Annotated in this window: 15 protein-coding genes; all 15 read right to left on the reverse strand. The window is 29.9% G+C overall.

The window, feature by feature from the left end:
* Window positions 1–48: 48 nt before the first annotated feature.
* Complete coding sequence (locus tag Q6H37_RS24925) at window positions 49–1272, reverse strand: pitrilysin family protein (protein WP_318737436.1); 1224 nt, start codon at window positions 1270–1272, stop codon at window positions 49–51.
* A gap of 560 nt (window positions 1273–1832) precedes the next feature.
* Complete coding sequence (locus tag Q6H37_RS24930) at window positions 1833–3671, reverse strand: APC family permease (RefSeq protein ID WP_318737437.1); 1839 nt, start codon at window positions 3669–3671, stop codon at window positions 1833–1835.
* 534 nt (window positions 3672–4205) lie between these two features.
* On the reverse strand, window positions 4206–4769 hold the full coding sequence (locus Q6H37_RS24935) for a DJ-1 family glyoxalase III (RefSeq protein ID WP_318737438.1): 564 nt from the start codon (window positions 4767–4769) through the stop codon (window positions 4206–4208).
* A 17-nt stretch (window positions 4770–4786) separates the two neighbouring features.
* Window positions 4787–6679: a phosphate/phosphite/phosphonate ABC transporter substrate-binding protein gene (phnD, locus tag Q6H37_RS24940; RefSeq protein ID WP_318737440.1), complete on the reverse strand. Its 1893-nt coding sequence runs from the start codon at window positions 6677–6679 to the stop codon at window positions 4787–4789.
* A 90-nt stretch (window positions 6680–6769) separates the two neighbouring features.
* The gene (gene glpK, locus Q6H37_RS24945) at window positions 6770–8260 is read right to left on the reverse strand and encodes a glycerol kinase GlpK (RefSeq protein ID WP_318737442.1); all 1491 of its coding nucleotides are present in this window, start codon (window positions 8258–8260) and stop codon (window positions 6770–6772) included.
* A gap of 81 nt (window positions 8261–8341) precedes the next feature.
* On the reverse strand, window positions 8342–8902 hold the full coding sequence (locus Q6H37_RS24950; RefSeq protein ID WP_318737444.1) for a glycerol-3-phosphate responsive antiterminator: 561 nt from the start codon (window positions 8900–8902) through the stop codon (window positions 8342–8344).
* Between the two features lie 108 nt (window positions 8903–9010).
* Entirely contained in the window at window positions 9011–9715 is a 705-nt protein-coding gene (locus Q6H37_RS24955; protein ID WP_318737445.1) for an MIP/aquaporin family protein, read from the reverse strand.
* A gap of 345 nt (window positions 9716–10060) precedes the next feature.
* A complete protein-coding gene (locus Q6H37_RS24960) occupies window positions 10061–12952 on the reverse strand; it encodes a DNA topoisomerase IV subunit A (RefSeq protein WP_318737446.1) in 2892 nt (963 codons plus the stop codon).
* Between the two features lie 33 nt (window positions 12953–12985).
* On the reverse strand, window positions 12986–14947 hold the full coding sequence (locus Q6H37_RS24965) for a DNA topoisomerase IV subunit B (protein ID WP_318737448.1): 1962 nt from the start codon (window positions 14945–14947) through the stop codon (window positions 12986–12988).
* A gap of 273 nt (window positions 14948–15220) precedes the next feature.
* Window positions 15221–16831, reverse strand: coding sequence for a sigma-54-dependent Fis family transcriptional regulator (locus Q6H37_RS24970; RefSeq protein WP_318743156.1), 1611 nt, complete (start codon window positions 16829–16831; stop codon window positions 15221–15223).
* A gap of 273 nt (window positions 16832–17104) precedes the next feature.
* Entirely contained in the window at window positions 17105–18271 is a 1167-nt protein-coding gene (locus Q6H37_RS24975) for an iron-containing alcohol dehydrogenase (protein ID WP_318737450.1), read from the reverse strand.
* Window positions 18272–18726: 455 nt separating this feature from the next.
* The gene (locus Q6H37_RS24980) at window positions 18727–20604 is read right to left on the reverse strand and encodes a sigma-54-dependent Fis family transcriptional regulator (RefSeq protein WP_318737452.1); all 1878 of its coding nucleotides are present in this window, start codon (window positions 20602–20604) and stop codon (window positions 18727–18729) included.
* Between the two features lie 19 nt (window positions 20605–20623).
* Window positions 20624–21217 (reverse strand): alpha-ribazole phosphatase, encoded by a 594-nt coding sequence (gene cobC, locus Q6H37_RS24985; protein WP_318737453.1) that lies wholly within the window; start codon window positions 21215–21217, stop codon window positions 20624–20626.
* Complete coding sequence (locus Q6H37_RS24990) at window positions 21210–22340, reverse strand: DVU_1551 family NTP transferase (RefSeq protein ID WP_318737454.1); 1131 nt, start codon at window positions 22338–22340, stop codon at window positions 21210–21212. Before Q6H37_RS24990 ends, cobC begins: the two co-directional genes overlap by 8 nt.
* The gene (locus Q6H37_RS24995) at window positions 22327–23385 is read right to left on the reverse strand and encodes an XdhC family aldehyde oxidoreductase maturation factor (protein WP_318737455.1); all 1059 of its coding nucleotides are present in this window, start codon (window positions 23383–23385) and stop codon (window positions 22327–22329) included. Before Q6H37_RS24995 ends, Q6H37_RS24990 begins: the two co-directional genes overlap by 14 nt.
* Between the last annotated feature and the right edge of the window lie 2 nt (window positions 23386–23387).

Consider the following 23387-nt stretch of genomic DNA (forward strand, 5'->3'; position numbering starts at 1 on the left):
ATAACATAAAACTGGCATATTGTTAAAAAATTACTTTATAAACATCTATCATTTACTAGTTAGTACTTGAATACTAGGGTTATTTAAAACTTTATTTATAACTTCAATTATTTTTTCCTCATTAATATTCTCTAATCCTTCAACTTCCTTATAAAGTTTTTCTGCATCATCATACATTATTTCATATGTACTTAATTCTTTACATAATTGAATAGCTCTTTCTAGTTTTAACTGTCTTTTTAGTTTTATGTTTTTACTTAAAGCTTTTATTTTCTCTCTATTAAAGTAACCTCTTTTATTTTTTATTTCTCTAATCTTTTCATTAGTTAAATTTATAGCCTTATCCACATTTTCTGCAGAAGTTCCCATGCTTATAATAAAGTTTTTTACTCCTCTTTCATTTTTTATATAACTCTTAACATCATATGCCAATCCATTTTTAGTTCTTATTTCATCAAATATTATACTGTTAGTACCTTCTCCAAAAGCTGAATTAAACAAATTTAAAGCTCTGCATTCTTCTTCATTTAATTCATCTATAGAAAAAAGATACTGTATCTTAGCTCCTTCTATATCTGTAAGTTTTTCTACAAATAAACCTTCCTTATTTTTTTCCTTACCTTCATCTATAATTTTATGAAAGCTTCTACTCCAATTTCCAAAAAAATTATTTACTATATTAATTACATATTCAAAATCAAGAGAAGAACAAACAGCCACAGCACAATTTTTCGGATTATAATGAGTATTATAAAATTTTTTTATTTCATCCAATGTAATATTCTTTATATCTTCTTCCGTTCCTATTATTCTATTTCTTATTCTTTTACTTGAAAAAGAATTATATAATAGACTATCTTCACAATACTGGTACATATCATCTTTCCACTCTTTAAGCTCTTCTAAAATAATATTCATTTCCTCTTTAAACCCCTTTTCAGGAAATGTAGGATTTAAAATTATATCAGAATAAATCTCTAAACCTTTTTCAAAATCCTCAGAAAGACAAGTTCCATAATAAATTACATATGAAAAATTAGTCATAGCATTTTCAAATCCAAATATTTCACTGCATATTTTATTTATTTCTTCTTCATCTCTAAATTTAGTACCCTTTGATATCATGTGTTCCACTGCATGAGCTGTACCTAATTTAAATCTCCCTGTTTCCTCTAGCGCTCCACCATTAAATGCAATGCAAAAAGATGATAAATCTCCTTCTCTATGTTCATATATCAATTTCATTCCATTCTCTAATGTCATTTTCTTCATAACATAAAACACTTCCCTTAAATATTTTTAAGATCACATTCATTGCAACACAACTTTTGTAATCCTAATATAAAAAATCGCTTATAATACATTATAATATAAAGTATAGCTTTCATAATACTTACTATTTGCTTTAATTTTTAAGTTTTATAAGATATTCAATAAATATAATTTTTAATTACTAAAATGACTTATAATAATTTAATTATATGAATATATTTGAAGTTACTAGTTTGGATTTTAACTTTTATGCAGTGATATATGATAAGGGTGTCATCACATTAGCTAAATTGTTTTAGTATTATTCTTAGCTCAAAATTTTTGAAAGCCTTAGAACTTTAGTCCTGTCTGAGGAAACCGAGTTTGACAAAGTTCTTAGGCTTTCAAAAATTTCGAGCTTTAGAATAATTAAAACATTTAGCCGTGATGACACCCTTATCATATATTACGGAGTAAAAGTTAAAATCCAAACTTCCACTGCACACTTGCATCGTATTATTTTTATAATGTTAATTTTCTAATCAAAAATAAAGAGAGAGCTGTACTCTCTCTTTATTTTACTATTCTTGAATTATATATGGTACCGTGATCATTGCTATATTTCTTCTTTTTAAAAGCATAGTCTTTATAAATAATGCTGTTTGATTGTGAAGTATATTACCCCACCACTTTCCAACTACAAATTGAGGCATTATTACAGTTACAGTATCCTTAGGACCTGCTGCATATTCTTCTGATTCTATAAACTTAACTAGTGGCGTTACTATATTTCTATAAGGTGATTTCTTTATAATTATAGGAATACCTACATTATATTCTTCCCATCTTTTAAGAAGTTTTGCCGTTGCAGCATCATCTACAGATACGTGAAAAACTATTATTTCATCTGATATAGTTCTTGCATAATTTAACGCCTTTAAAAAAGCCTTATTTAATGTATCAATTGGTAGTATCACATATCTTTTTTGTTCTTCAAAATTTATTTCCTTTGGTCTTTGATCTACATTCAACTTTAGCTGCTCAGCAACTACTGTATAATGATGTTTTATCTTTGTCATTAAAAGCACAAGAGCTGGCACTACAATACATACTATCCAAGCACCATGTTTAAATCTGGTTACTCCAATTATTAACGCTGTACCAAAAGAAACTATAACTCCTAATCCATTTATAAAAGCTTTATGTCTCCATGCACCCTCTTTACTTCTTACCCATTTAAGAAACATTCCTGATTGAGACAAAGTAAAAGATATAAACACTCCTACTGCATATAAAGGTAATAACAAGTTAGTATCTCCTTTAAATGCTATAACAAGAATACATGAAAATACAGATATTAGTATTATACCATTGGAAAATCCTAATCTCTTTCCTCTTTTTGCAAATTGTCTTGGCACAAATCCGTCCTTTGCCATAAGAGCTAATAATAATGGCAATCCGCTATAAGCAGTATTAGCAGCCATAATAAGTATAATTGCTGTTGTTATTTGAATTAAATAGAAGAAAAAGTTTTTTCCAAAAACTTGAGTAGCTATTTGTGCTACCACTGTAACATCGGCTCTAGGTACTGCATGATACAATGTTGCTAAATAAGATAAACCTCCAAATACGAAAAATATAGTTAATGCCAATAATTCAAGTACTACTTTTGCATTTTTTTGTGAAGGCTCCTTAAAATTAGGAATACCATTGCTAACTGCTTCTATACCTGTTAAAGCTGTGCATCCAGAAGCAAAGGCAGTTAAGAACAATCCTATACTCATATGGCCTGTCCCCTGTGGGATCGCATATTGAGCAACTGGAGTGTATCCAAACACATGAACTTTGATTATTCCATATAATATCATTCCAATAACTGCAAATATAAATATATACGTAGGCACTCCAAAAATTCTGGAAGACTCTCTTATTCCTCTAAGGTTTCCTATTGTCATAATTATTATAAGAAATATTGTTATCGAAACCCTGTGTGGAATTAGTGAAGGTACTGCCGAAGTTATTGCTGCAGTTCCCGCACAGGTACTAACTGCAACAGTAAGAACATAATCAATAGATAATGCTGCTCCTGCTACAAGACCTGGTACAGTTCCAAGATTATCTTTAGCTACTATATATGACCCACCACCATCTGGATAACTATCTATAGTTTGTCTATAAGAAAATACAAGTATAAACATTAAAGTCACTATGCACAAAGTTGCATAGAACATATACTTATATGACGCAGCTCCCATAGTAGATATTAAAATGAGCAAAATTGCCTCTCCAGCATATGCCACAGATGATATAGCATCACTAGACAAGATAGGCAGTCCCCAAAATACATTAAACTTTTCATTTTTCAATTCATCTGTTTTTAAAGTTTTTCCTATAAGGAATTTACCTAACTTTAACTCCATTTTTACACCTCTACAAAGTTATATTTTAATCTTTTTTAAATTATGGAATGATTATATATCATTCTATCTTTTTGTCATAGTTCTTATTCTTGCATTTTCGGTTTATTTTATTTTAAATTTGGTAGTTTTATTCAGATAAAATTTCTATTACGTTTGTTTTTTAATTAATGCTAGTCCTAGAATAAATATTGGTATATTAAAAATTATTTTAATATTCAAAATTATAGCTTTATTGAATATTTATTTCTCATTTAATCATTATTTATTTGTTATAAATCATAAACATCATATATATCTACTAAAATTATAAAATAAGACCAACTAGACTACTTCCAACGTTAAAATACTTTTTATAAAAAAAATGAAACTAAATTTGTATGAATTTTAACATAAATTTAGTTTCATTTTTTTAAATTATTATATTTTCTTTTTTATCGTTTCAACAATTAAATTTGTTAACTTTTTTTAAATTTAATAAATTACATTTTATACATAATATTCTCTTAGATGCCTTATCACATAAGATAAGTTTTATTACCTATTTTCTACTAAATTTAAAAGCATAGCTTCCTTTAAGTTTTCCACAACTTTCACATCTTCCAAATTTTCAAGTATCTTAAATGCAAAATGTATAGCTGTAGCCGGTCCCCTACTTGTTATAATATTACCATCCTGTACAACTATCTCTTTACTATAAAAAACATCTCCTAATTGATCTTCAAAACCTGGATAAGATGTAACATTTTTACCATTAAGTACTTCTGCTCTTCCAAGAACTATAGGTCCTGCACATATAGCTGCTACAATTTTGTTTTCTTTATTGAATTTTTTTACAAGTTCTATTACCTTTTCATCATCTCTTAAATTAGAAGCTCCAGGCATCCCTCCTGGAATAACCACTGCATCATATTTATCCACATCTACCTTTTCCAAGAGGTTATTAGCTTTTACGTGTATGCTGTGTGAGCCAAGAACTTCCTCTTCACTATCTATAGAACATGTTATACAGTGCACGCCGCCTCTTCTTAGTACATCCACTACTGTTAGTGCTTCTACTTCCTCAAATCCTTTTGCTAATAAGACTATGGCTTTTTTCATAAATCTATCAATCCCTTCTAACTTTTCACTACTTCCCTGATAACATTATAATTGTTATCACTGCTGCTTACAAACCCATCTACATTAGAATTAATTCCATCAAACTCCTTGAATTCTATAAATGCATTTTTTAATCTTTCTACAATTTCCTTATTTAATCTAGGATTTACAGCTATAGCGTCCTTTGGAATATCATCTGTTTTACTAATTATATTAATCTTACTTATATCAACTCCACTATTTTTTGCATTTTCCAGAGCTTCACTGTATGTTGCACCAGCATCTATCTCTCCTGCCAAAACCCCTTTTATAACATTATCATGACTGCCCATAAAATTGACTTTTTTAAATAATTGTTTTGGATTTAATCCATTAGTTTTTAATATATGTTTAGCATATAAATATCCTGATGCACTTTCTTTATCTACATAACCAAACTTTTTATCTTGTAAATCTTTAATGGTTTCTATACCACTATCTTTTCTTGTTATTATATATCCATTATAAGAAGTTTTTCCATTAATCTTAGGTGTAACTATAGGAATTACATTATTTTTCTTATGAGCGCTTACATAGGCAAAAGGCGAAAACCATCCAACATCTATAGTATTATTCTCTATGCCAGTTCCCAAGGCATCATAATCTTTTACAATAATAGCATTAGCTTTTAATCCTACATTTTTACATACCCTTTCTAATATAGGAATATACATAGTTTTTATATTTTTAGGCGAAGTGAAGGGATTTATTCCAAAAATTATTTCATTATCTTTTTTCATCTTAACAACTAAATTTTGAATGTAATCTGACGTATTACTTAACTCATTACAATAGTTTAGTAATTCTCTACTCTTACCTTCCTGTGCATCTATCATTTCTATAGAACCACAGGTTGAAGAATAGGTTTTTTCTATAGCAGTAGCTACCATATCAACTGCTGTCTGTATATTATTTGAGGTATTCATTTGTTCTGTAGACATATCCTTGAGATTTTTTACAGATTGTACATTATATTTCACTGTATCTTGTACCTTAGATAGTAATTGAAATGAATTCATAACAACATCTTGAAGACCATCTATTTCACCTTTAAATTTATTCATAGACGTATCTGATTGATCAATATCTTCAACTATTTCTTTAACAATTTCATCTATACTTACAACTGCTTTTTCTGTTTCATCGGATAATTTTCTTATTTCTTCAGCTACTACTGCAAATCCTTTTCCAGCTTCCCCTGCTCTAGCTGCTTCAATTGAAGCATTTAATGCTAATAAGTTTGTCTGATTAGATATTTCTTTTATATAACTTACAAAGTTATTTATCTTTTTAGAAGAATCCTGAAATTTTAAATTGTTCTTTGATAAATTTTCTATACCTTCAACTAACTTTGTTAAATAATCACCTATATTTTTAACATTTCCTTTGTTACTTTCTAATACATTAAAAGATTTTTTTGAGTTCTCTTCTATTGCTATAACATCATTATTAAGTTTTTGTGATATTTCTACAAATTCATTAATTCCAGCGTTTATTTCTTGTGTACTAGCGCTATTTTGTTCACTATATTTTTGAATTTCATGAGAAACATTAACTACTTTTAATAGAGTATCTACACTATCTTTACAAAGCCACAGTAATTGATGAATATCAAACCCTAAAGTTTGCCAACAGGAAAATAATTTTTCTAAATTTTTATCTTCATCATGTACATTGTCTTCTTTTAATGATGTTTTTGTTGTTTTTTTACTGGTATCTAATATATTAAGCATTAATATTACAATTAGAATGTCAACTAATGTTACTATCATAATATATTTAAATCCTAGATTTAGTAAAAAACATATAATTAAGTTAAAGAAAGCAATAGTTATTGCAATAAAAATACTTCTTGTCCATGTACTTTTCAAAACCATCACCCCTATTTTTCAATATTAATAAAGACCTGCTAAGGCTTCCTAAAGGAACCCTTAGCAGGTCTTTGCTTCATTCAAAGGTTGTTATTTAGCCCATCCCATAGATCTCTTTACAGCTTCATGCCATCCTTCTAATAATTTTCCTTTTTTGTCTTCTTCCATGCTAGGTTCAAAGCTTTTTGATAGAGCCCAGTTCTTAACTACATCATCTCTATTTTTCCAATATCCTACAGCAATACCAGCAAGATAAGCAGCTCCAAGTGCTGTAGTTTCAATTACTTCAGGTCTATCAACTTGTACACCCAATATATCTGATTGGAATTGCATTAAGAAATTGTTAGCACATGCTCCTCCATCTACTTTTAAAGCTTTAAGTTCTATACCTGAATCTTCTTGCATAGCTTTAAGTACATCATAAGTTTGATATGCAAGAGACTCTACTGTAGCTCTTATAAAATGCTCCTTTTTAGCACCTCTAGTTAATCCAACCATTGTACCTCTAGCATATTGATCCCAATATGGCGCACCTATTCCTACAAAAGCAGGAACTAAGTATACTCCATTAGTATCTTCTACTTCTGTACAATATTTTTCTGATTCTGGAGCAGACTTAATCATTCTAAGCTCATCTCTAAGCCATTGTATTGCAGCTCCTCCTATAAATATACTTCCTTCTAAAGCATATTCAACTTTTCCATCTATACCAACTGCTATAGTTGTTAATAATCCATTTTTAGATTCAACAGCTTTTTCTCCTGTATTCATAAGTAAGAAACATCCTGTACCATAAGTATTTTTAGCTGTTCCTGGTTTAAAGCATGTTTGTCCAAATAATGCAGCTTGCTGATCTCCTGCATCACCTGCTATCTTAATTGGTGCTCCAAATAATTTTTCATCAGTTTCGCCATATACACAGCTGGATGGTTTTACTTCTGGAAGCATGGATTCTGGTATATCTAAAATTTCCAATAATTCTTTGTCCCATTTTAATTCATGTATGTTAAATAGCATAGTTCTAGATGCATTTGTATAATCGGTTACATGGATTTTACCTTTTGTTAAATTCCACATAAGCCAAGTATCTATATTACCAAAAGCTAAATTTCCTGCTTCTGCTTCTTTTCTAGCACCTGGTACATTATCAAGTATCCATTTTACTTTTGTTCCTGAAAAATATGCATCTAAAATAAGACCAGTTTTTTCCTTTATAATTTTATCTACACCTTTAGCTTTTAATTCATCACAATATGAGGAAGTTCTTCTGCACTGCCAAACTATTGCATTATATATAGGTAATCCCGTTCTCTTATCCCATACTACTGTAGTTTCTCTTTGATTTGTAATACCTATAGCAGCTACATCATCTGCACTTATATTAGCTTTTAGTAAAGCTTCTGAAGCTACACTAAATTGAGTAGCCCATATTTCCATTGGATCATGCTCAACCCAGCCTGCTTCTGGATATATTTGTTTAAATTCTTTTTGAGACACACTTACAATTAAGCCCTTTTCATTAAATAATATACACCTTGAACTTGTAGTTCCTTGATCCAATGCCATTACATACTTTGCCATAATCCATTCCTCCTCAAATTTATATAAAATACTAACGTTTTTTATAATTTTCCCATTTAATAATATGAAACTTTTAGCACATTATAAATTCCATAACTGCGATGCAGTAGTTGATATAGCTACTGCACCTGCAGCTAATGATTCCATAACATCTTTTTTAGTTTTTATAAGTCCGCCTGCTATTATACAACTATTAGTTTCTTGTTGTATAACACTTATTATTTTACTTGCAACCCCAGGCATAACCTCTACTGCATTTGGTTTATTTTCATGAATATTTTTTATTCCTGTTTTTATGGAAAGTGAATCCATTATAAACACTCTCAGTATAGTATACAATCCTAATTGGTTGCCATATTTTATATTTGATGTCTTTGTACTTATAATACCTTGAGGATTCACATTTTCCTTTATATACCTTATTCCGGCAGAATCTCCTCTAAGGCCTTCAATTAAATCTACATGCACAAAAACCATTTTATTTTTTTCTTTTATTCGAGAACATATATTAGTTATAGTTAAAATGTCTCCATATAGTACAAATACAATGGAAGCCTTGCTCAATAAAGCCTTTTCTAAATCATGGTCATTTCTTATTGCTACTATTATTGGGTTTTCAATTAATATTTCTTTTAATCTCATATAACTTTAGGACTCCTTTGCTTATTTTCTATTTTTGTATATCTTAATTTTATCACTTTTAGTATTCCCTGCAAGTTAGAAAATTAAAAATCCCAAAGTTTTTAAAATTTAAAATACCATTTTAAATAGTATTGCTGCTACAATTCCTCCAATTATTGGTCCTACAACTGGAACCCATGAATATGACCAATCTGAATCACCTTTACCTGCTATAGGTAGTATAGCATGTGCTATTCTTGGTCCTAGATCTCTTGCTGGGTTCATAGCATATCCTGTTGGTCCACCAAGTGATGCACCTAAGCCCCAGATCAATGCAGTTACAATAATTGTTCCAATGCCATCTACTGATTTTACTGTACTCATTCCTAAAATTACAAATACAAGTACAAATGTAGCAATTGCCTCTGTTAAAACATTCGCTGGTAAATTTCTTATTGCAGGAGCTGTAGCAAATACACCTAATTTTCCAGCCTTATCCTCTGTTTCTGCCCAGTGTGGTAAATAAGCTAACCAAACTATAGCAGCTCCAACTATGGCACCTAACATTTGGGCTATAATATATCCACCTATTTCTGCTGCTGGAAATTTTCCTGCGATAGCTAATCCTATTGTTACTGCTGGATTAAAATGAGCTCCACTGATACCTCCAAAAATATATGCGGGTATTCCAACTCCAAAAGCCCATCCAGCTGTTATAAGTATCCACCCTCCATTTTGTCCTTTACTCTTGGCTAATGTACAGTTTGCACATACACCGCCTCCTAGAATAATTAGAATCATTGTTCCTAAAAATTCAGCCATTACATGTGACATAACATCCTACCCCCTATAAATTTTTTGTCCGGCTTGTAACCGGTTACAAGCTAGCTTGAATAAAATATCCATTTTATAAAATAAATACCAATGTATATGGAAACAAAAAGAGCCGACTCTAAAACAAGTCTAATATAGACCTATTCTAAAGCGGCTCTCTCAATCTCTGCCACAATCAATCATTACTTTATAAAATAGCTTATATTAATAATAGCACATATAGATGAATATATCAATATTTTTTAAAAGTTCAAATTAGATGAATTTGTTTATATATTGACATTTTTTTCACTATTTTCTTGCATATTTTATTCCTTTATCTATCATATTTTTCCATAACAATACTTAAACTAAACCTTGTTGAGTTTTTACTTCTTTTATGTAATCTTCTATTTCCAGTATTGTTATGCACTTTCCTCTTCCTGCTCTATTTTGAAGTTTAACATCATTAACATTAACCTCTGTTACAATACTTTGTGAAGATTTTAATATAAATCTTGTATTTAACCATTTTTTACAATTTAAAATTTCTGAATAAACAACTTCATCATCTTCTTTTAAACTTATGCCAGTAACACCAGAAGCTACTTTTCCCATTGCATTTATAGTATCACTTTGGAATCTTATGCACATAGCCCTTTTTGTTACCATGATTATCTCTTCTTCAGTATCCTTTGATAACTGAACATTTATTAAAATATCTTTATCACTTTTAAATTTATAAGCTATGGTAGAAAAATAATCTCCTTCAAATTCCTTCAAGGATGTTTTCTTAACCATACCCTTCTTTGTAAAAAAGTATATATTGCCATCATCAAAATCTTTCACAGATATAATGTTAACAATATTATCTTTATCTATGTCATCCCATATATCCTTTATACTTATTCCCTGTTCTCCAACATTCTGTAACATGAAGGCTGGTGTAGAAAATACACTTCCATCCTTTGAAAAAATCAAAATTTTACTTTTTGAATCTGTACTTACACTTAAAGGCTTACTACTCATTCTATTTCTATCACTGCTCTTAATTATTCCAAATCTATTTATACTTAAAGTAAATGTTTTAAACGCAAATTCCGCAGTAAAATCTATATTTATTATCCTATCCTTAGGACTCAAATTTACTAATTGCAGCCCCATTATATTTCTATCTGACTCTTCTATTTTAGGTTCTTCGACCACAAATTTAAGTTCTTTCTCTGTTTCAATGTTTATAAAGGTCTCTTTCCTATCCTTTGCTGCAATAATAACTTTTATAACTCTTTCTTCATTTTTTAACTTTAACGCCATAATCTTAGTGTAATTAGTATTGAATTTATCTATACCTGTCTTTTTTACAATTCCCTTGTCAGTAAAGAAAATTAAATTCTGAGACTCCATAAAATCATTTGCAGAATAAACTGCCACAATATTTTCTTCACTTACATCTAGCGTTTTTATTATACTTTCTATTCTTTCTCCTTTATCCTTCCACTTAAACTCTGGAATATTTATACCTTTGCTTTGATACATATTTCCTTTATCAGTAAAAAACATTAAAGTACTTTTAGTATTTGAATTAATTAGGAATTTATTAAAATCTCCTTCTCTATACTCTATGTCTCCTACTTCAGCATTAATTCTGTTGTAAGTTTTTAATGGTATCCTTTTAATGAATCCTTCATTAGACATAGTTATAACTATGTCTTCTTCTACTATAAGTTCCTCTAAATTTATTTTAGCCTCATCATCATTTTCAACTATTGTAGTTTTTCTATGATCGCCATATTTTTCTCTTATTTCTATAAGCTCTTTTTTTATTATTTTTAAAAGCTCCTTTTCGCTGGAAAGTATTTTATTTAATCTCTTTATTTCTTTTTCAAGTTCTTTATGTTCTTTTTCAAAGGCTACAATTTCAAGTCCTGTAAGTCTATACAGCATAAGTTCTAATATAGCTTCAGACTGAACTTCTGTAAAACCAAAACCTTCCATTAAATTTTTTCCTGCATCCTTTTTTGATTTAGAACTTCTTATAACTTTAATAATCTCATCCATTATGCCTATAGCTTTTATAAAACCTTCAACTATATGAAATCTTTTAGATGCTATTTCCATTTCTCTTTCAGTTCTTCTTCTTACTACATCTTTTTGATGTTCTATGTAGTGATAGAGTATGCTTTTTAACCCCAAAGTTTGAGGTTTTCCTTTTGCTAAAGCTACCATATTAAATGAAATATTGCATTGCATATCTGTTCTCTTGAAGAGATATTTCAATACTTTGTCTACTGTTTCTTCATCAGAAGACTTTTTAAATTCTATTACAGCTCTAACTCCTGTTCTATCTGACTCATCTCTTATATCAGAAATAGCCTCTAAAGCTTTTGAATGTTTTTTATCTGCTGTCATTTCAGATATAGTTTGAAGTAATTTTGCTTTACTTCTTCTATAAGGGAATTCTGTTATAACAATACCTAGTCTTCCACTTTCTAACCTTTCTATAGAAGTTTTAGCTCTTAATGTAACTCTACCTTCTCCTGTTTCATAAGCAGATAGAAGAGATTTCTTTCCTATTATAATTCCACCTGTAGGCAAATCAGGTCCTTTTATGTATTCCATAAGTTCTTTTGTATCTATATCTGATTTATCAATGTATGCAATAGTTGCATCTATTACTTCTTTTAAATTATGTGGTGGTATATTGGTAGCAAGTCCTACAGCTATTCCGAAGGCTCCATTTACCAAAAGATTTGGATACCTAGCTGGAAGTACTTCTGGTTCTTTTTCAGAAGCAGAATAGTTATCCACCATATCTACTACACCTTTATCTATATCCCTTATTAGCTCCATAGCAATTGGAGTAAGTCTTGCCTCAGTATAACGCATAGCAGCAGCATTATCTCCATCCTGACTTCCCCAATTACCATGACCATCTATAAGTGGTTTTCTAGTAGTAAAATTTTGAGCCAGTATTACCATAGCATCATACACGGATGTATCACCATGAGGATGATATTTACCAAGTATGTCTCCTACTATTCTAGCTGATTTATAATAAGGCTTATCTGGAAAAGCCTTAAGCATATATGAACCATACAGTATTCTTCTATGTACAGGTTTAAGTCCATCACGTACATCAGGAAGAGCCCTATCCTTAGCTACTTCTACAGCATAGGGCAAATAGTTCTCTGGCATAGCTTCTTCTATAGAAACTTTTATTATATTGTTATCTATTGGAATTGTTGTTTTCTTAGACATCAATTACCTCCTAATGTGAGTTTTTAGTATAGTTTAATCGTTAAATACAGCGTACTTGTACATATAATTTTTTCTAGGAGCAACCACATCCCCCATAAGCAGTGATACCATTTTTTCTGCTTTTGCAGCATCCTCTATTGTTATCTGCTGAAGAGTTCTAGTTTCAGGATTTAATGTTGTTTCCCAAAGTTGATCTGGATTCATTTCTCCAAGTCCTTTATATCTTTGTATTAAAGCACCTTTTCCTACTTGTTTTTTTTCTTTTTCTAATTCTTCATCACTATAAGCATATCTAACTATTTCCTTGTTCTTATTCTGTTTATATACCTTATATAGAGGAGGAAGTGCTATATAGAGATGACCATTAGATATTATCTGTCTCATATACCTATATATATATGTCATCCATAAAGTTCTTATATGATATCCATCTACATCAGCATCTGACATTATTATTATTTTATTATATTTAAGATCTTGTTCTTTATAATTTTGTAGAACTCCTGTACCTATTGCAGTATTGAATATTTTTAACTCTTCACTTCCAAGTACATTTTCTAACTTTTGTTTTTCAGTATTCATTATCTTACCTTTAGAAGGCATTATAGTTTGAAATCTTCTATCTCTAGCTTGCTTAGCAGATCCACCGGCTGAATCTCCCTCCACAACTATGAATTCACTAAAAGAAGGGTCCTTTAATGTACAAACTGCTATTTTTCCAGCAAGTGGAGCAGTTCCTTTACCTATCTTTTTCTTTTCTGCTTCATTTATCTTTTTTATTTTTTCACGTCTTGCAGCTGCATCTATAGCATTATTAATAATCGAAGTAGCTGTATCCTTGTTATCCTCTATCCATTCAGAAAACTTGGTATAAGACAAATCATTCATCATCGTATAAGCTTCAGTATTACCAAGCTTTGTTTTTGTTTGTCCTTCAAATATAGGATTAGTTATTTTTATCCTAACTATAGCAGTCATTCCTTCTCTTAAGTCATCGCCTTCAAATTCTTTATCCTTTTCTTTTAATAGATTTAGTTTTTTGGTCCATTCCTTAAAAGCTCTTGTCATTCCTGCCTTAAATCCACTTTCATGAGTTCCTGATTCTGTAGTTGGAATGTTATTTACATAACTTGCTATATACTCTGTTGTAGAATCTGTAAATTGAATACAAACTTCGCTGTACATACTTATATTATTTACTTCTCTTTCTCCTTCGAAAAGTATTGGTGGAGTATGCAGCGCTGTCTTACTTTCATTTAAATATTCTATAAAATCTAAAAGACCTCTTTCTGAATGGTATTCCTTTTCTACCACTTCATCTTCTCTTTTATCAATAATTTTTAATGTTATACCTTTATTTTGAAAAGCCAATTCCTGAAGTCTTTCATCTATTACATCAAACTTAAATTCTGTATTGGAAAATACATCTTTATCTGGCAAAAAGGTTACCTTCGTTCCAGTTTCTTGCGAATTTCCTGTTACCTTTAGTGCAGTTACTGGAGTTCCTGGCATTTCTCTTTTTAAAGATTTATCATAAGCATATTCAAATCTTTGGGTGTATATATGACCATTTTGCTTTATCTCCACTACTACCCACTTTGAAAGTGCATTAACTACTGCAGCACCAACGCCATGAAGTCCTCCAGAAGTTTTATAAACATCATTATTAAACTTACCGCCAGTATGAAGCTCTGTAAATACCATTTCTACACCAGACTTTTTCTTCACTGGGTGTATTCCCGTAGGTATTCCTCTACCATTATCTATAATAGTTACACTTTTATCTTTATTTAAAATTACTATAGCCTTGTCTCCAAAGCCATTGGATATTTCATCTATAGAATTGTCTAAAATCTCCCATATACAATGATGAAGTCCTTTACTTCCCGTAGAACCTATGTACATACCAGGTCTAACCCTAACTGGTTCTAACTTTTCTAGAGAAGTCAAGGCAGTAACATCATAAACCTGTACTTTTTCCTCTCTTTGTTCCATTCCTATCCTCCATAATTTTATTCTTAATAGTATACATTTTATCAAAAACTTAAAATAAAAACAAATGTTCTTATTTGTTTTGCAAAATTCATATATTGACTTATTATACAACAGCATTTTTGTTTTAACAACGCCATTAGCACATTGTTTTTCATAATATCTATACACGTATTCTGTTATATATCAGTTTTTTTTGCATAATAAAGGATACCTTCCTTATAGAAAGTATCCGATTTATTATACTCTTAATGTAAAAATTGTTCAATTATTATGTTAGCGTTTTAAAACAATATAATGCTCTATTTCAGAACACATTATGTGGTATTTTTGAATTTTTCTATATAAAGTATTTCTTCCAATTCCCATAGCTTTAGCTGCTAAGGTTATATTTCCCCTAAATTTATGAAGCACATTGATTATATGATTTTTCTCTAAAAGTTCAAGGTTCATATTGCCAATCTGAGTATTCTGTTTAAAAACTGTATTTTCTATATTTATTTCGTAAACCTTAGAATAACAAAATTCTTCAGGTAATTTTTCCGTATTTACAGTAAGCTCAATAACATTTTCTAATTCTCTTACATTTCCTGTCCATTCGTATTGCTTCAAATTTTCCATAGAATTTTCATCAATATCAACTATTTTCTTATTAAGTCTTTTGCTAGATTTTTTCATATAATATTCCACCAAGAGAGGCACATCTTCTTTCCTATCTCTCAGTGATGGTATGTGGATCGGTAGTACATTAAGTCTATAAAATAAATCTTTTCTAAATCTTCCTTTCGATACTTCTTCTTTAAGATCTTTATTAGTTGCTGCAATGATTCTTACATTTAGAAGAATTTGCTTACAACCTCCAATTCTGTTAATTATACCTTCTTCCATAACTCTTAGAAGGCTTACTTGCATATCTAATGGCATCTCACCAATCTCATCAAGAAATATAGTTCCTCCTTCTGCCATTTCAAACTTACCTGCATTACCTCCTTTTTTAGCACCAGTAAATGCTCCATCTTCATATCCGAATAACTCCAATTCAATAAGATTAGATGGTAATGCTCCACAATTTATTGCAATAAAAGGCATATCTTTTCTCTGACTATAATTGTGTATAGCTTGAGCAAAAATTTCTTTTCCTGTGCCACTTTCCCCAGTAATTAGTATTGTTGAAGTACTATCTGATATTTTTTTAGCATATTTAATAGTATTTGTAATTTTTTTACTTTTACCTATGATTTTATCAAAAGTATATATAGCTTGATTATTTAGTAACCTTTTAGCAAGTTTTCGCTCCTTTTTTATAGCATTATAATTTTTAAATTCAAGTATTTTTTCAATAGCATTAGCTGATGCAACCACCATCCCAAGCGTGTGTGGATTAACACACTCACTATATCCAGTCAAATCCAGTACCCCCATCACTTCCCCTGATCCATTTCTTATTGGTGCTGCGGAACATGTCCATTTACGGTAAGAATTTAAAAAATGATCTTCTCCAGATATTTGAACAGGTAGATTATTCATAAGCGCTATACTCATAGCATTAGTTCCTATGCTTTCCTCATTCATATATGCTCCTGGGAACACTTTTAATTTAAATACCTCCCTAAGTATATCTTCATCTCCTATTACATTTAATATGCATCCTTCCATATCTGTTAATATCCAGAGGCATTTTGTGTTTTTGGTAAAGTCATACATTCCATTCATAAAAAGTGATGTATTCACAATTAATTTCTTGCTTTCTTCCAACTTTTTTTGTAATTCTTGAGATGTAATTATTTTTCTATTGAGAACTCTATTCTTTTTTATTCCAAGAGCTTCACATCTTTTATGAGATTCTAATATCATTTTTTTTTGTTCATCTTTATTAAATTTTCTCATATCACTTATCACTTCACCTATACCTCTCAATTTATTCCTGATCACCCATTTGTTTTTATACTAAAACTTTCTTGTTCTTTTAAATAATATTTAAAATGTTTACTTGATAATGATAAAAAAATCTCAAAAATGATATAATTACTATTTCATTTTTGAGATTTAATTTTATAATATTGTATATTTATTATGAAATTCCTCTTTTTATCATCATAGTAATACTCCCAAAGTAAGCAACCATATGAAAATCATAGATTTGATTCTTCACTTGTCTACTTAGAATTCTACTTTCTCTCCAGTAAATGTGCACTGGAATAATTTCTTCATCTCTGCTTCAGTTATGGCTCTTGGATTTGATCCAGTACATGCATCTCCCATGGCATTATGTGCTATAAAGTCAAGATTTGCATTGAAATCTGCTTCTTTTATTCCATAATCCTTTAATGTTTGAGGTATATTCATTTTCTTATTTAAAGTTTTTACAAAATCAGTTAAATCATCTATTAACTCATCTTTTGTTTTCCCATTAAATCCTAAAGCTTTAGCTATATTTGCATATCTATCTCCACATGACTTTTTATTAAAATCAATTACATAAGGAAGGAATATAGCATTGGCACATCCGTGTGGTATGTGGAATACTGCACCTGTTTTATGTGCCATACTGTGTGCTATTCCAAGTAATGCATTTGAAAATGCCATTCCAGCTAAACACTGAGCCACATGCATTTCACCTCTTGCTTCTTTATCTCCTTCATAAGATTTTATTAAAAATTCTTGTATCATAGTTATTGCTTGTATGGCAAGCGGATCTGAAATATAGGATCTTGAGCTTGCTACATAGGCTTCTATAGCATGAGTTAAAGCATCCATACCTGTATGAGCTGTTAATTTTGGTGGCATTGTTTGTGCAAGAGCTGGATCTACTATGGCTATATCTGGTGTCAAGTTAAAATCAGCTAAAGGATATTTTATCTTAGCTTTATAATCAGTTATTACTGAAAAAGCAGTAACTTCTGTAGCTGTTCCGCTTGTGGATGCTATTGCTACAAATTTAGCTTTTTGTCTTAAATCTGGTATTCCAAAAGGAATAACAGCCTTCTCAAAAGTAAAATCAGGATACTCATAGAATATCCACATAGCTTTAGCTGCATCTATTGGTGATCCTCCACCTATAGCTACTATCAAATCTGGCTGAAATTCTCTCATAACCTTTGCACCATTCATAACAGTTTCAACTGATGGGTCTGGTTCAACGCCTTCTATTAATTTAATTTTGATTCCTGCTTCTTTTAAATACTCTTCAACTTTTTGAAGAAAGCCAAACTTTTTCATTGACCCTCCACCAACAACAACAACAGCTTTTTTACCCTTTAACGTTTTTAAGGTTTCTAAAGAATTTTCTCCAAAATAAATATCTCTTGGCAATGTGAATCTTGACATTTTTATACCCCCTAATATAATTTATTTAAATACTTGCTTTTAATAACTTTGAACTTCAGTGACATATAAAAATCACCAAAACAAAATGTTATTAATAGATCCTCCACATATATGATTAGCAAAATCCATTCCAATAATATACTTAATTGTAATTAATGTTATACTTTTTAATAATCTTCCTCATACCACCCTAGGTAAATAAACCTCTCTAAAGTTTTCTATCTGTGTTCCATATATTTTGTTTAAGTTCTGACAATTCTGATAATACTAATTGAAATAATAAATAACGTTCAAAAAAGAACCATTATCCTACATTATTAGTGCTCAAAAATAGTACAGTGTTCCATTTTAGAACACCTATGTTATCGTATTTCCTTAATAAGCAAAAACATATAGAAGGTGAAAGAGATATACACAACATATATCTCTTTCACTTTGCAAATTGTATTAAATTACTATTTTATTTCTATATTATATTTTTTTATTTTACTATATAAAGTATTTCTTCTTATACCTAATGCTTCTGCTGAACGAGTAATATTTCCTTTAAACTTTTTTAATACTTTAATTAAATGTTCCTTTTCTGCAAAGTCCAACTTTAGTGAATCCTCACTGATATTTATCAATACCTCATTATAGCAGTTTCCATTTTGAAAATAACCTGCAGGTATAGATTCAGTATTTATAATTAATTCAACAACATTTTCTAGTTCTCTTATATTGCCCGGCCAATTATAATTAATAATTTCTTTTAACCATTCCTCTGATATAGAAGGTTCTTTCTTTTCTAACCTTTTTGATATATTCTTAGCCAAATATTTAATCATAAGCGGTATATCCCCTTTTCTTTCTCTTAAAGGAGGTAAAAATAATGGTAATACATTAAGTCTATAATATAAATCTTTTCTAAACCTTCCAAGTTCCACTTCTTTCTTTAAATCCCTATTTGTAGCAGCTATTATTCTTACATCTACAGGTATAGATTTTGAACTTCCAATCTTTGTTATCACACCTTCTTGTACAACTCTTAAAAGTTTTGTTTGCATATCAAGAGGCATTTCTCCTATTTCATCCAGCATTATAGTTCCACCATCTGCCAATTCAAACTTTCCACGATTACCGCCTTTCTTGGCACCTGTAAAAGCCCCTTCCTCATATCCAAAAAGTTCAGATTCTATAAGCTGCTTTGGAATTGCTCCACAATTTAAAGCTATAAAAGGTCCATCAACTCTGCTACTATAATTATGAATGGATTGTGCAAATACCTCTTTCCCAGTTCCACTTTCTCCCATTATAAGTATAGTTGATTTGCTATCTGAAATTTTCTTAGCATATTCTACAACTTTTATAAAATTCTTGTCTTGTCCAATTACCTTATCAAAAGTATAATAAGCCTGACCATTGTTTTTCCTCTTTATTTTTTTAACTTCTTCAAAAACATAGACTATTTCAATATCATCCTCTTCACAATTATATATTGAACTAACCATTAAATTACATCTAAAATTATTTCTTAATGTCCTTATATTTACCTCTCGTGAAAAACTTTCACCTAGATATATAGCTTTTCTTATTTCATCCCAATTTTCCACAAGTTCATTCATTTCGTATACCTTTAATTTATTGACACTGTTACTTCCAAACATATCTAATGCCTTATTATTACAAATCTTTATTTTTCCATTCATATCGGATGTTATTATAGCAACAGGAATAGAATTAAATAAGTTTTTTATATGCTTATTGTTTATATTTTGTATTTTATTATATTCTTTTACCTTCAGCATCTCTTCTATAGCATTAGAAGCAGCTATAACCATTCCTAATGTATGTGAATGTACGCATTCAATATACCCAGTAAGATTTAAAACACCTATAAGTTTTCCATGACTATCTTTTATAGGTGCTGCTGAACAAGTCCATTTATGATATGCTTCTATAAAATGATCTCTTCCTGATACTTGAATTGGCCCTTTACTATTTATAACCATACTCATAGCATTAGTCCCAATATTTTCTTCATCCATGAAAGCTCCAGGTATCATTTTTAAAGAGAATGCTTGTGAAAGTATCTTTTCATCACCTATAGCATTTAGTATACATCCTTCCCCATCTGTAAGCAGCATAAAAAAATTAAATCCTTTTACAAAATTAATTAATTGTTCCATGTATGGTGCTGCAGTTACTATTAAATTCCTATTATCTGCAAATCTTCTCTGCAGCTCTCCTTCAGATATAATTTTTCTACTATAAACTTGATGTAAATCAATGCTAAATCTTTCACATCTCTCATGTGAAAGTTCTATATCTGACTTAGAAGTAAGTATATTCATTATAATCCCTCCATTATAACTATGATAACTGTCTCCATTTCCACTTTTGATTTTCTATATCCCAAGAAAATTCATTTATGCAGCCATAGTTTTGCTCTATATCAAACATACATTTCAGCGGTAATGATAAAATAGTGCTTATTATTACTCTGTTGACTCCTGCATGAGCAATTATAAGTATATTTCCATGTGTATTTTTTATAATGGATTCCAAAACAGGTTTAACCCTTTCTCTAACATTATTAAAACTTTCTCCGCATTCAGGTACAAAACTATCTATATTTTTCCCCCTTTCTTTAAATTGCTCTGGAAAATAACTTTTTATATAATCAAAGGTTTTGCCTTCCCACTTACCCATATTTATTTCCATTAATTCTTTAAGCAAAACTTTTTCAACATTCCTGTTTTGCAAAATTATATTTGCTGTTTCAACACACCTTACTAATGGACTTAAATATGCTTTTTCCAGCTGTATGGTATAAAGAATTTCTTTAAGTTTTTTTGCTTGCAATATCCCCTCTTTATTTAGTGGTACATCTGAGATTCCGATATAGCGTTTCTCATTACCTATATCTATTTTTCCATGCCTTACTAAATAAATTTTTCTACTCATAATTTAATAACTCTTTAGTATATAAATAAAATTTTTCCCCTGTTAACTTTACTATCTTTTCTTGAATTTTTTCGGCATCCTCAAATCTTTTTTCCACCTTTTTTAAAGCCAGGTTATCCTCGCAAAACTTCATTGAATATTCAGAAAACCTTTCCTGGAGTTCTACATATCTGTCCTCTTTTACAAGCTTATCTGCTAAGTATAATATCTCATTTTCCGTAATTTCACTATTTTCATGTACTTCAATATCCATATGAGTTGATATTATCTTTCCAACATGTTCATAGCCTAAATCTTTCACTATTTTTGCTCCTGCCACTGCGTGATCTTTTTCACTTCTAGCTAAATCATGCAAAAGTGCTGAAGCTCTCACGACATTTCTATTGAAATTGCATCCTCTTTCATTTAACTTTTTTAAAATTTTCAAAGCAATTTTTTCTACTTCTTCACAATGTCTTATTATATTATAAGGTACATCATATAAGCCTAAAATGCAATAACATTCTTCTATAGTTGGCGAATTAAAATTAAAATATTCTCTTAATTTTTCATAATCTTCTCTAGTATCCATATCCATTAATATACTTTTGTCACAAACGGGAATATTTATAGAATCTCTTTTATACTTTTCTAATACTCTCTTAAGTCCTCCCTCTCCATCACTATTTATTATCTCATCCTTATATTTTGGGTGTATAAGAGGAGGATGTCCTAATTCAAATTTAAAACTAGGATATATAATTCCCTTATTACATTTCAAATACTCACGTTTCAACTTTTCTATTGTGTGTTTTTTTACAAGCGGTATATCAACAGGGAGCATAAAAAATCCATCAATTGTATCATCTAAAGCTTTTACTCCTGTTACTATGGAAGAAAACATGCCTTCCGAATAATTTTCATTTTTTACACATTTAACTCCTGAATCCTTTAAGGTTTCTATTATTTCATTTGCTCTATGGCCTACTACTACTATAATATTATTAATTCCTGATGCTTTAAGAGTATTAACAACATTTTCTACTGCAGTATACTCTCCAAACTTTAAAAGGGGTTTAAACCCCTTCATTCTGGAAGAATATCCTGCAGATATAACTATAGCTCCAAAATTATCTTTTTTCATTTAGTGGCCCTCTTTTAACTTTAATTAATTCTGCAACAATACTTACTGCTATTTCTTCAGGGGTTTGAGCAAATATGGAAACACCTATAGGACTATATACCTTTTTTAAATCCTCTGAAGTATATCCTTCACTTAGAAGGCTGTTATAAACAAATTCTCTCTTTTTCTTACTTCCTATCATCCCTATATATTTAGCATCAGTTTTTAATACTTGTGCTAACACATCTTTATCATATGCATGTCCTCTTGTAACTATTATAATATAACTATTACTATTCACTTTTATATGTTCTAGAATATTTTCAAATGAAGAAACTACCATCACCTCTTCAACAGTTTTAAATCTTTCTCTATTTGCAAATTCATCTCTATCATCTATAACAACAGTTTTAAAATCCAACATATTAGTTATCTGTGCAATTTTTTGCGATACATGTCCAGCTCCTATTATATATATAACTTCATTGTTTAAAATAGGCTCTATTAAATACTGTTCTCCTTCTAAATTGACGTTTTTCATGACAATATTTTTAAAATTTTCTCTTAATTCCCTACATATCAACTGAACTGTATCATCTTCTTCTCCATAAAATGATGATTCACTGCAAATCCATTTATTTATTTTCCTTACACTGCTGTCTTCTTTAGGTATTTTGGTTATAATTACAAAATTAGCACCCTTCATTTTAAGTTGAAATGCATTTTTATATATATCCACCATTTTACTATCATTATAATCTACATACTCTAAAAGCAGCTTAAGATTTCCTCCACAAGCTGCTCCTAATGCTGCAGCTCCTTCATTAGTTAACGAAAAACTTTTAACCATGGAAACTCCATCTTGAAAAACTTTTGAGGATAGTTTTATGGCCATAGCCTCAAATATACCTCCACCTATAGTGCCTACAATTGAAAAGTCTCTTTTTATAATCATCTTTGCACCTTCTTCTCTAGGTGCAGACCCATGCTTTTCTAAAATAGTAGCTAATACAAAATCTTCTTTATTATCTATGAGTTCAATCATAGTTTCGTATATGTCTTTCATAG

Origin of the sequence: Clostridium sp. JS66, from assembly GCF_033561535.1 — a bacterium.
Lineage (GTDB): Bacteria > Bacillota > Clostridia > Clostridiales > Clostridiaceae > Clostridium_AM > Clostridium_AM carboxidivorans.

What these genes read in the sequence shown, in the direction of transcription:
- Q6H37_RS24925 (WP_318737436.1), bottom strand. Translation starts at nt 1,272, where the DNA reads ATGAAGAAAATGACATTAGAGAATGGAATGAAATTGATATATGAACAT.
- Q6H37_RS24930 (WP_318737437.1), bottom strand. Translation starts at nt 3,671, where the DNA reads ATGGAGTTAAAGTTAGGTAAATTCCTTATAGGAAAAACTTTAAAAACA.
- Q6H37_RS24935 (WP_318737438.1), bottom strand. Translation starts at nt 4,769, where the DNA reads ATGAAAAAAGCCATAGTCTTATTAGCAAAAGGATTTGAGGAAGTAGAA.
- glpK (WP_318737442.1), bottom strand. Translation starts at nt 8,260, where the DNA reads ATGGCAAAGTATGTAATGGCATTGGATCAAGGAACTACAAGTTCAAGG.
- Q6H37_RS24950 (WP_318737444.1), bottom strand. Translation starts at nt 8,902, where the DNA reads ATGAGATTAAAAGAAATATTAATTGAAAACCCAATAATAGTAGCAATA.
- Q6H37_RS24955 (WP_318737445.1), bottom strand. Translation starts at nt 9,715, where the DNA reads ATGTCACATGTAATGGCTGAATTTTTAGGAACAATGATTCTAATTATT.
- Q6H37_RS24960 (WP_318737446.1), bottom strand. Translation starts at nt 12,952, where the DNA reads ATGTCTAAGAAAACAACAATTCCAATAGATAACAATATAATAAAAGTT.
- Q6H37_RS24965 (WP_318737448.1), bottom strand. Translation starts at nt 14,947, where the DNA reads ATGGAACAAAGAGAGGAAAAAGTACAGGTTTATGATGTTACTGCCTTG.
- Q6H37_RS24970 (WP_318743156.1), bottom strand. Translation starts at nt 16,831, where the DNA reads ATGAGAAAATTTAATAAAGATGAACAAAAAAAAATGATATTAGAATCT.
- Q6H37_RS24975 (WP_318737450.1), bottom strand. Translation starts at nt 18,271, where the DNA reads ATGTCAAGATTCACATTGCCAAGAGATATTTATTTTGGAGAAAATTCT.
- Q6H37_RS24980 (WP_318737452.1), bottom strand. Translation starts at nt 20,604, where the DNA reads ATGAATATACTTACTTCTAAGTCAGATATAGAACTTTCACATGAGAGA.
- cobC (WP_318737453.1), bottom strand. Translation starts at nt 21,217, where the DNA reads ATGAGTAGAAAAATTTATTTAGTAAGGCATGGAAAAATAGATATAGGT.
- Q6H37_RS24990 (WP_318737454.1), bottom strand. Translation starts at nt 22,340, where the DNA reads ATGAAAAAAGATAATTTTGGAGCTATAGTTATATCTGCAGGATATTCT.
- Q6H37_RS24995 (WP_318737455.1), bottom strand. Translation starts at nt 23,385, where the DNA reads ATGAAAGACATATACGAAACTATGATTGAACTCATAGATAATAAAGAA.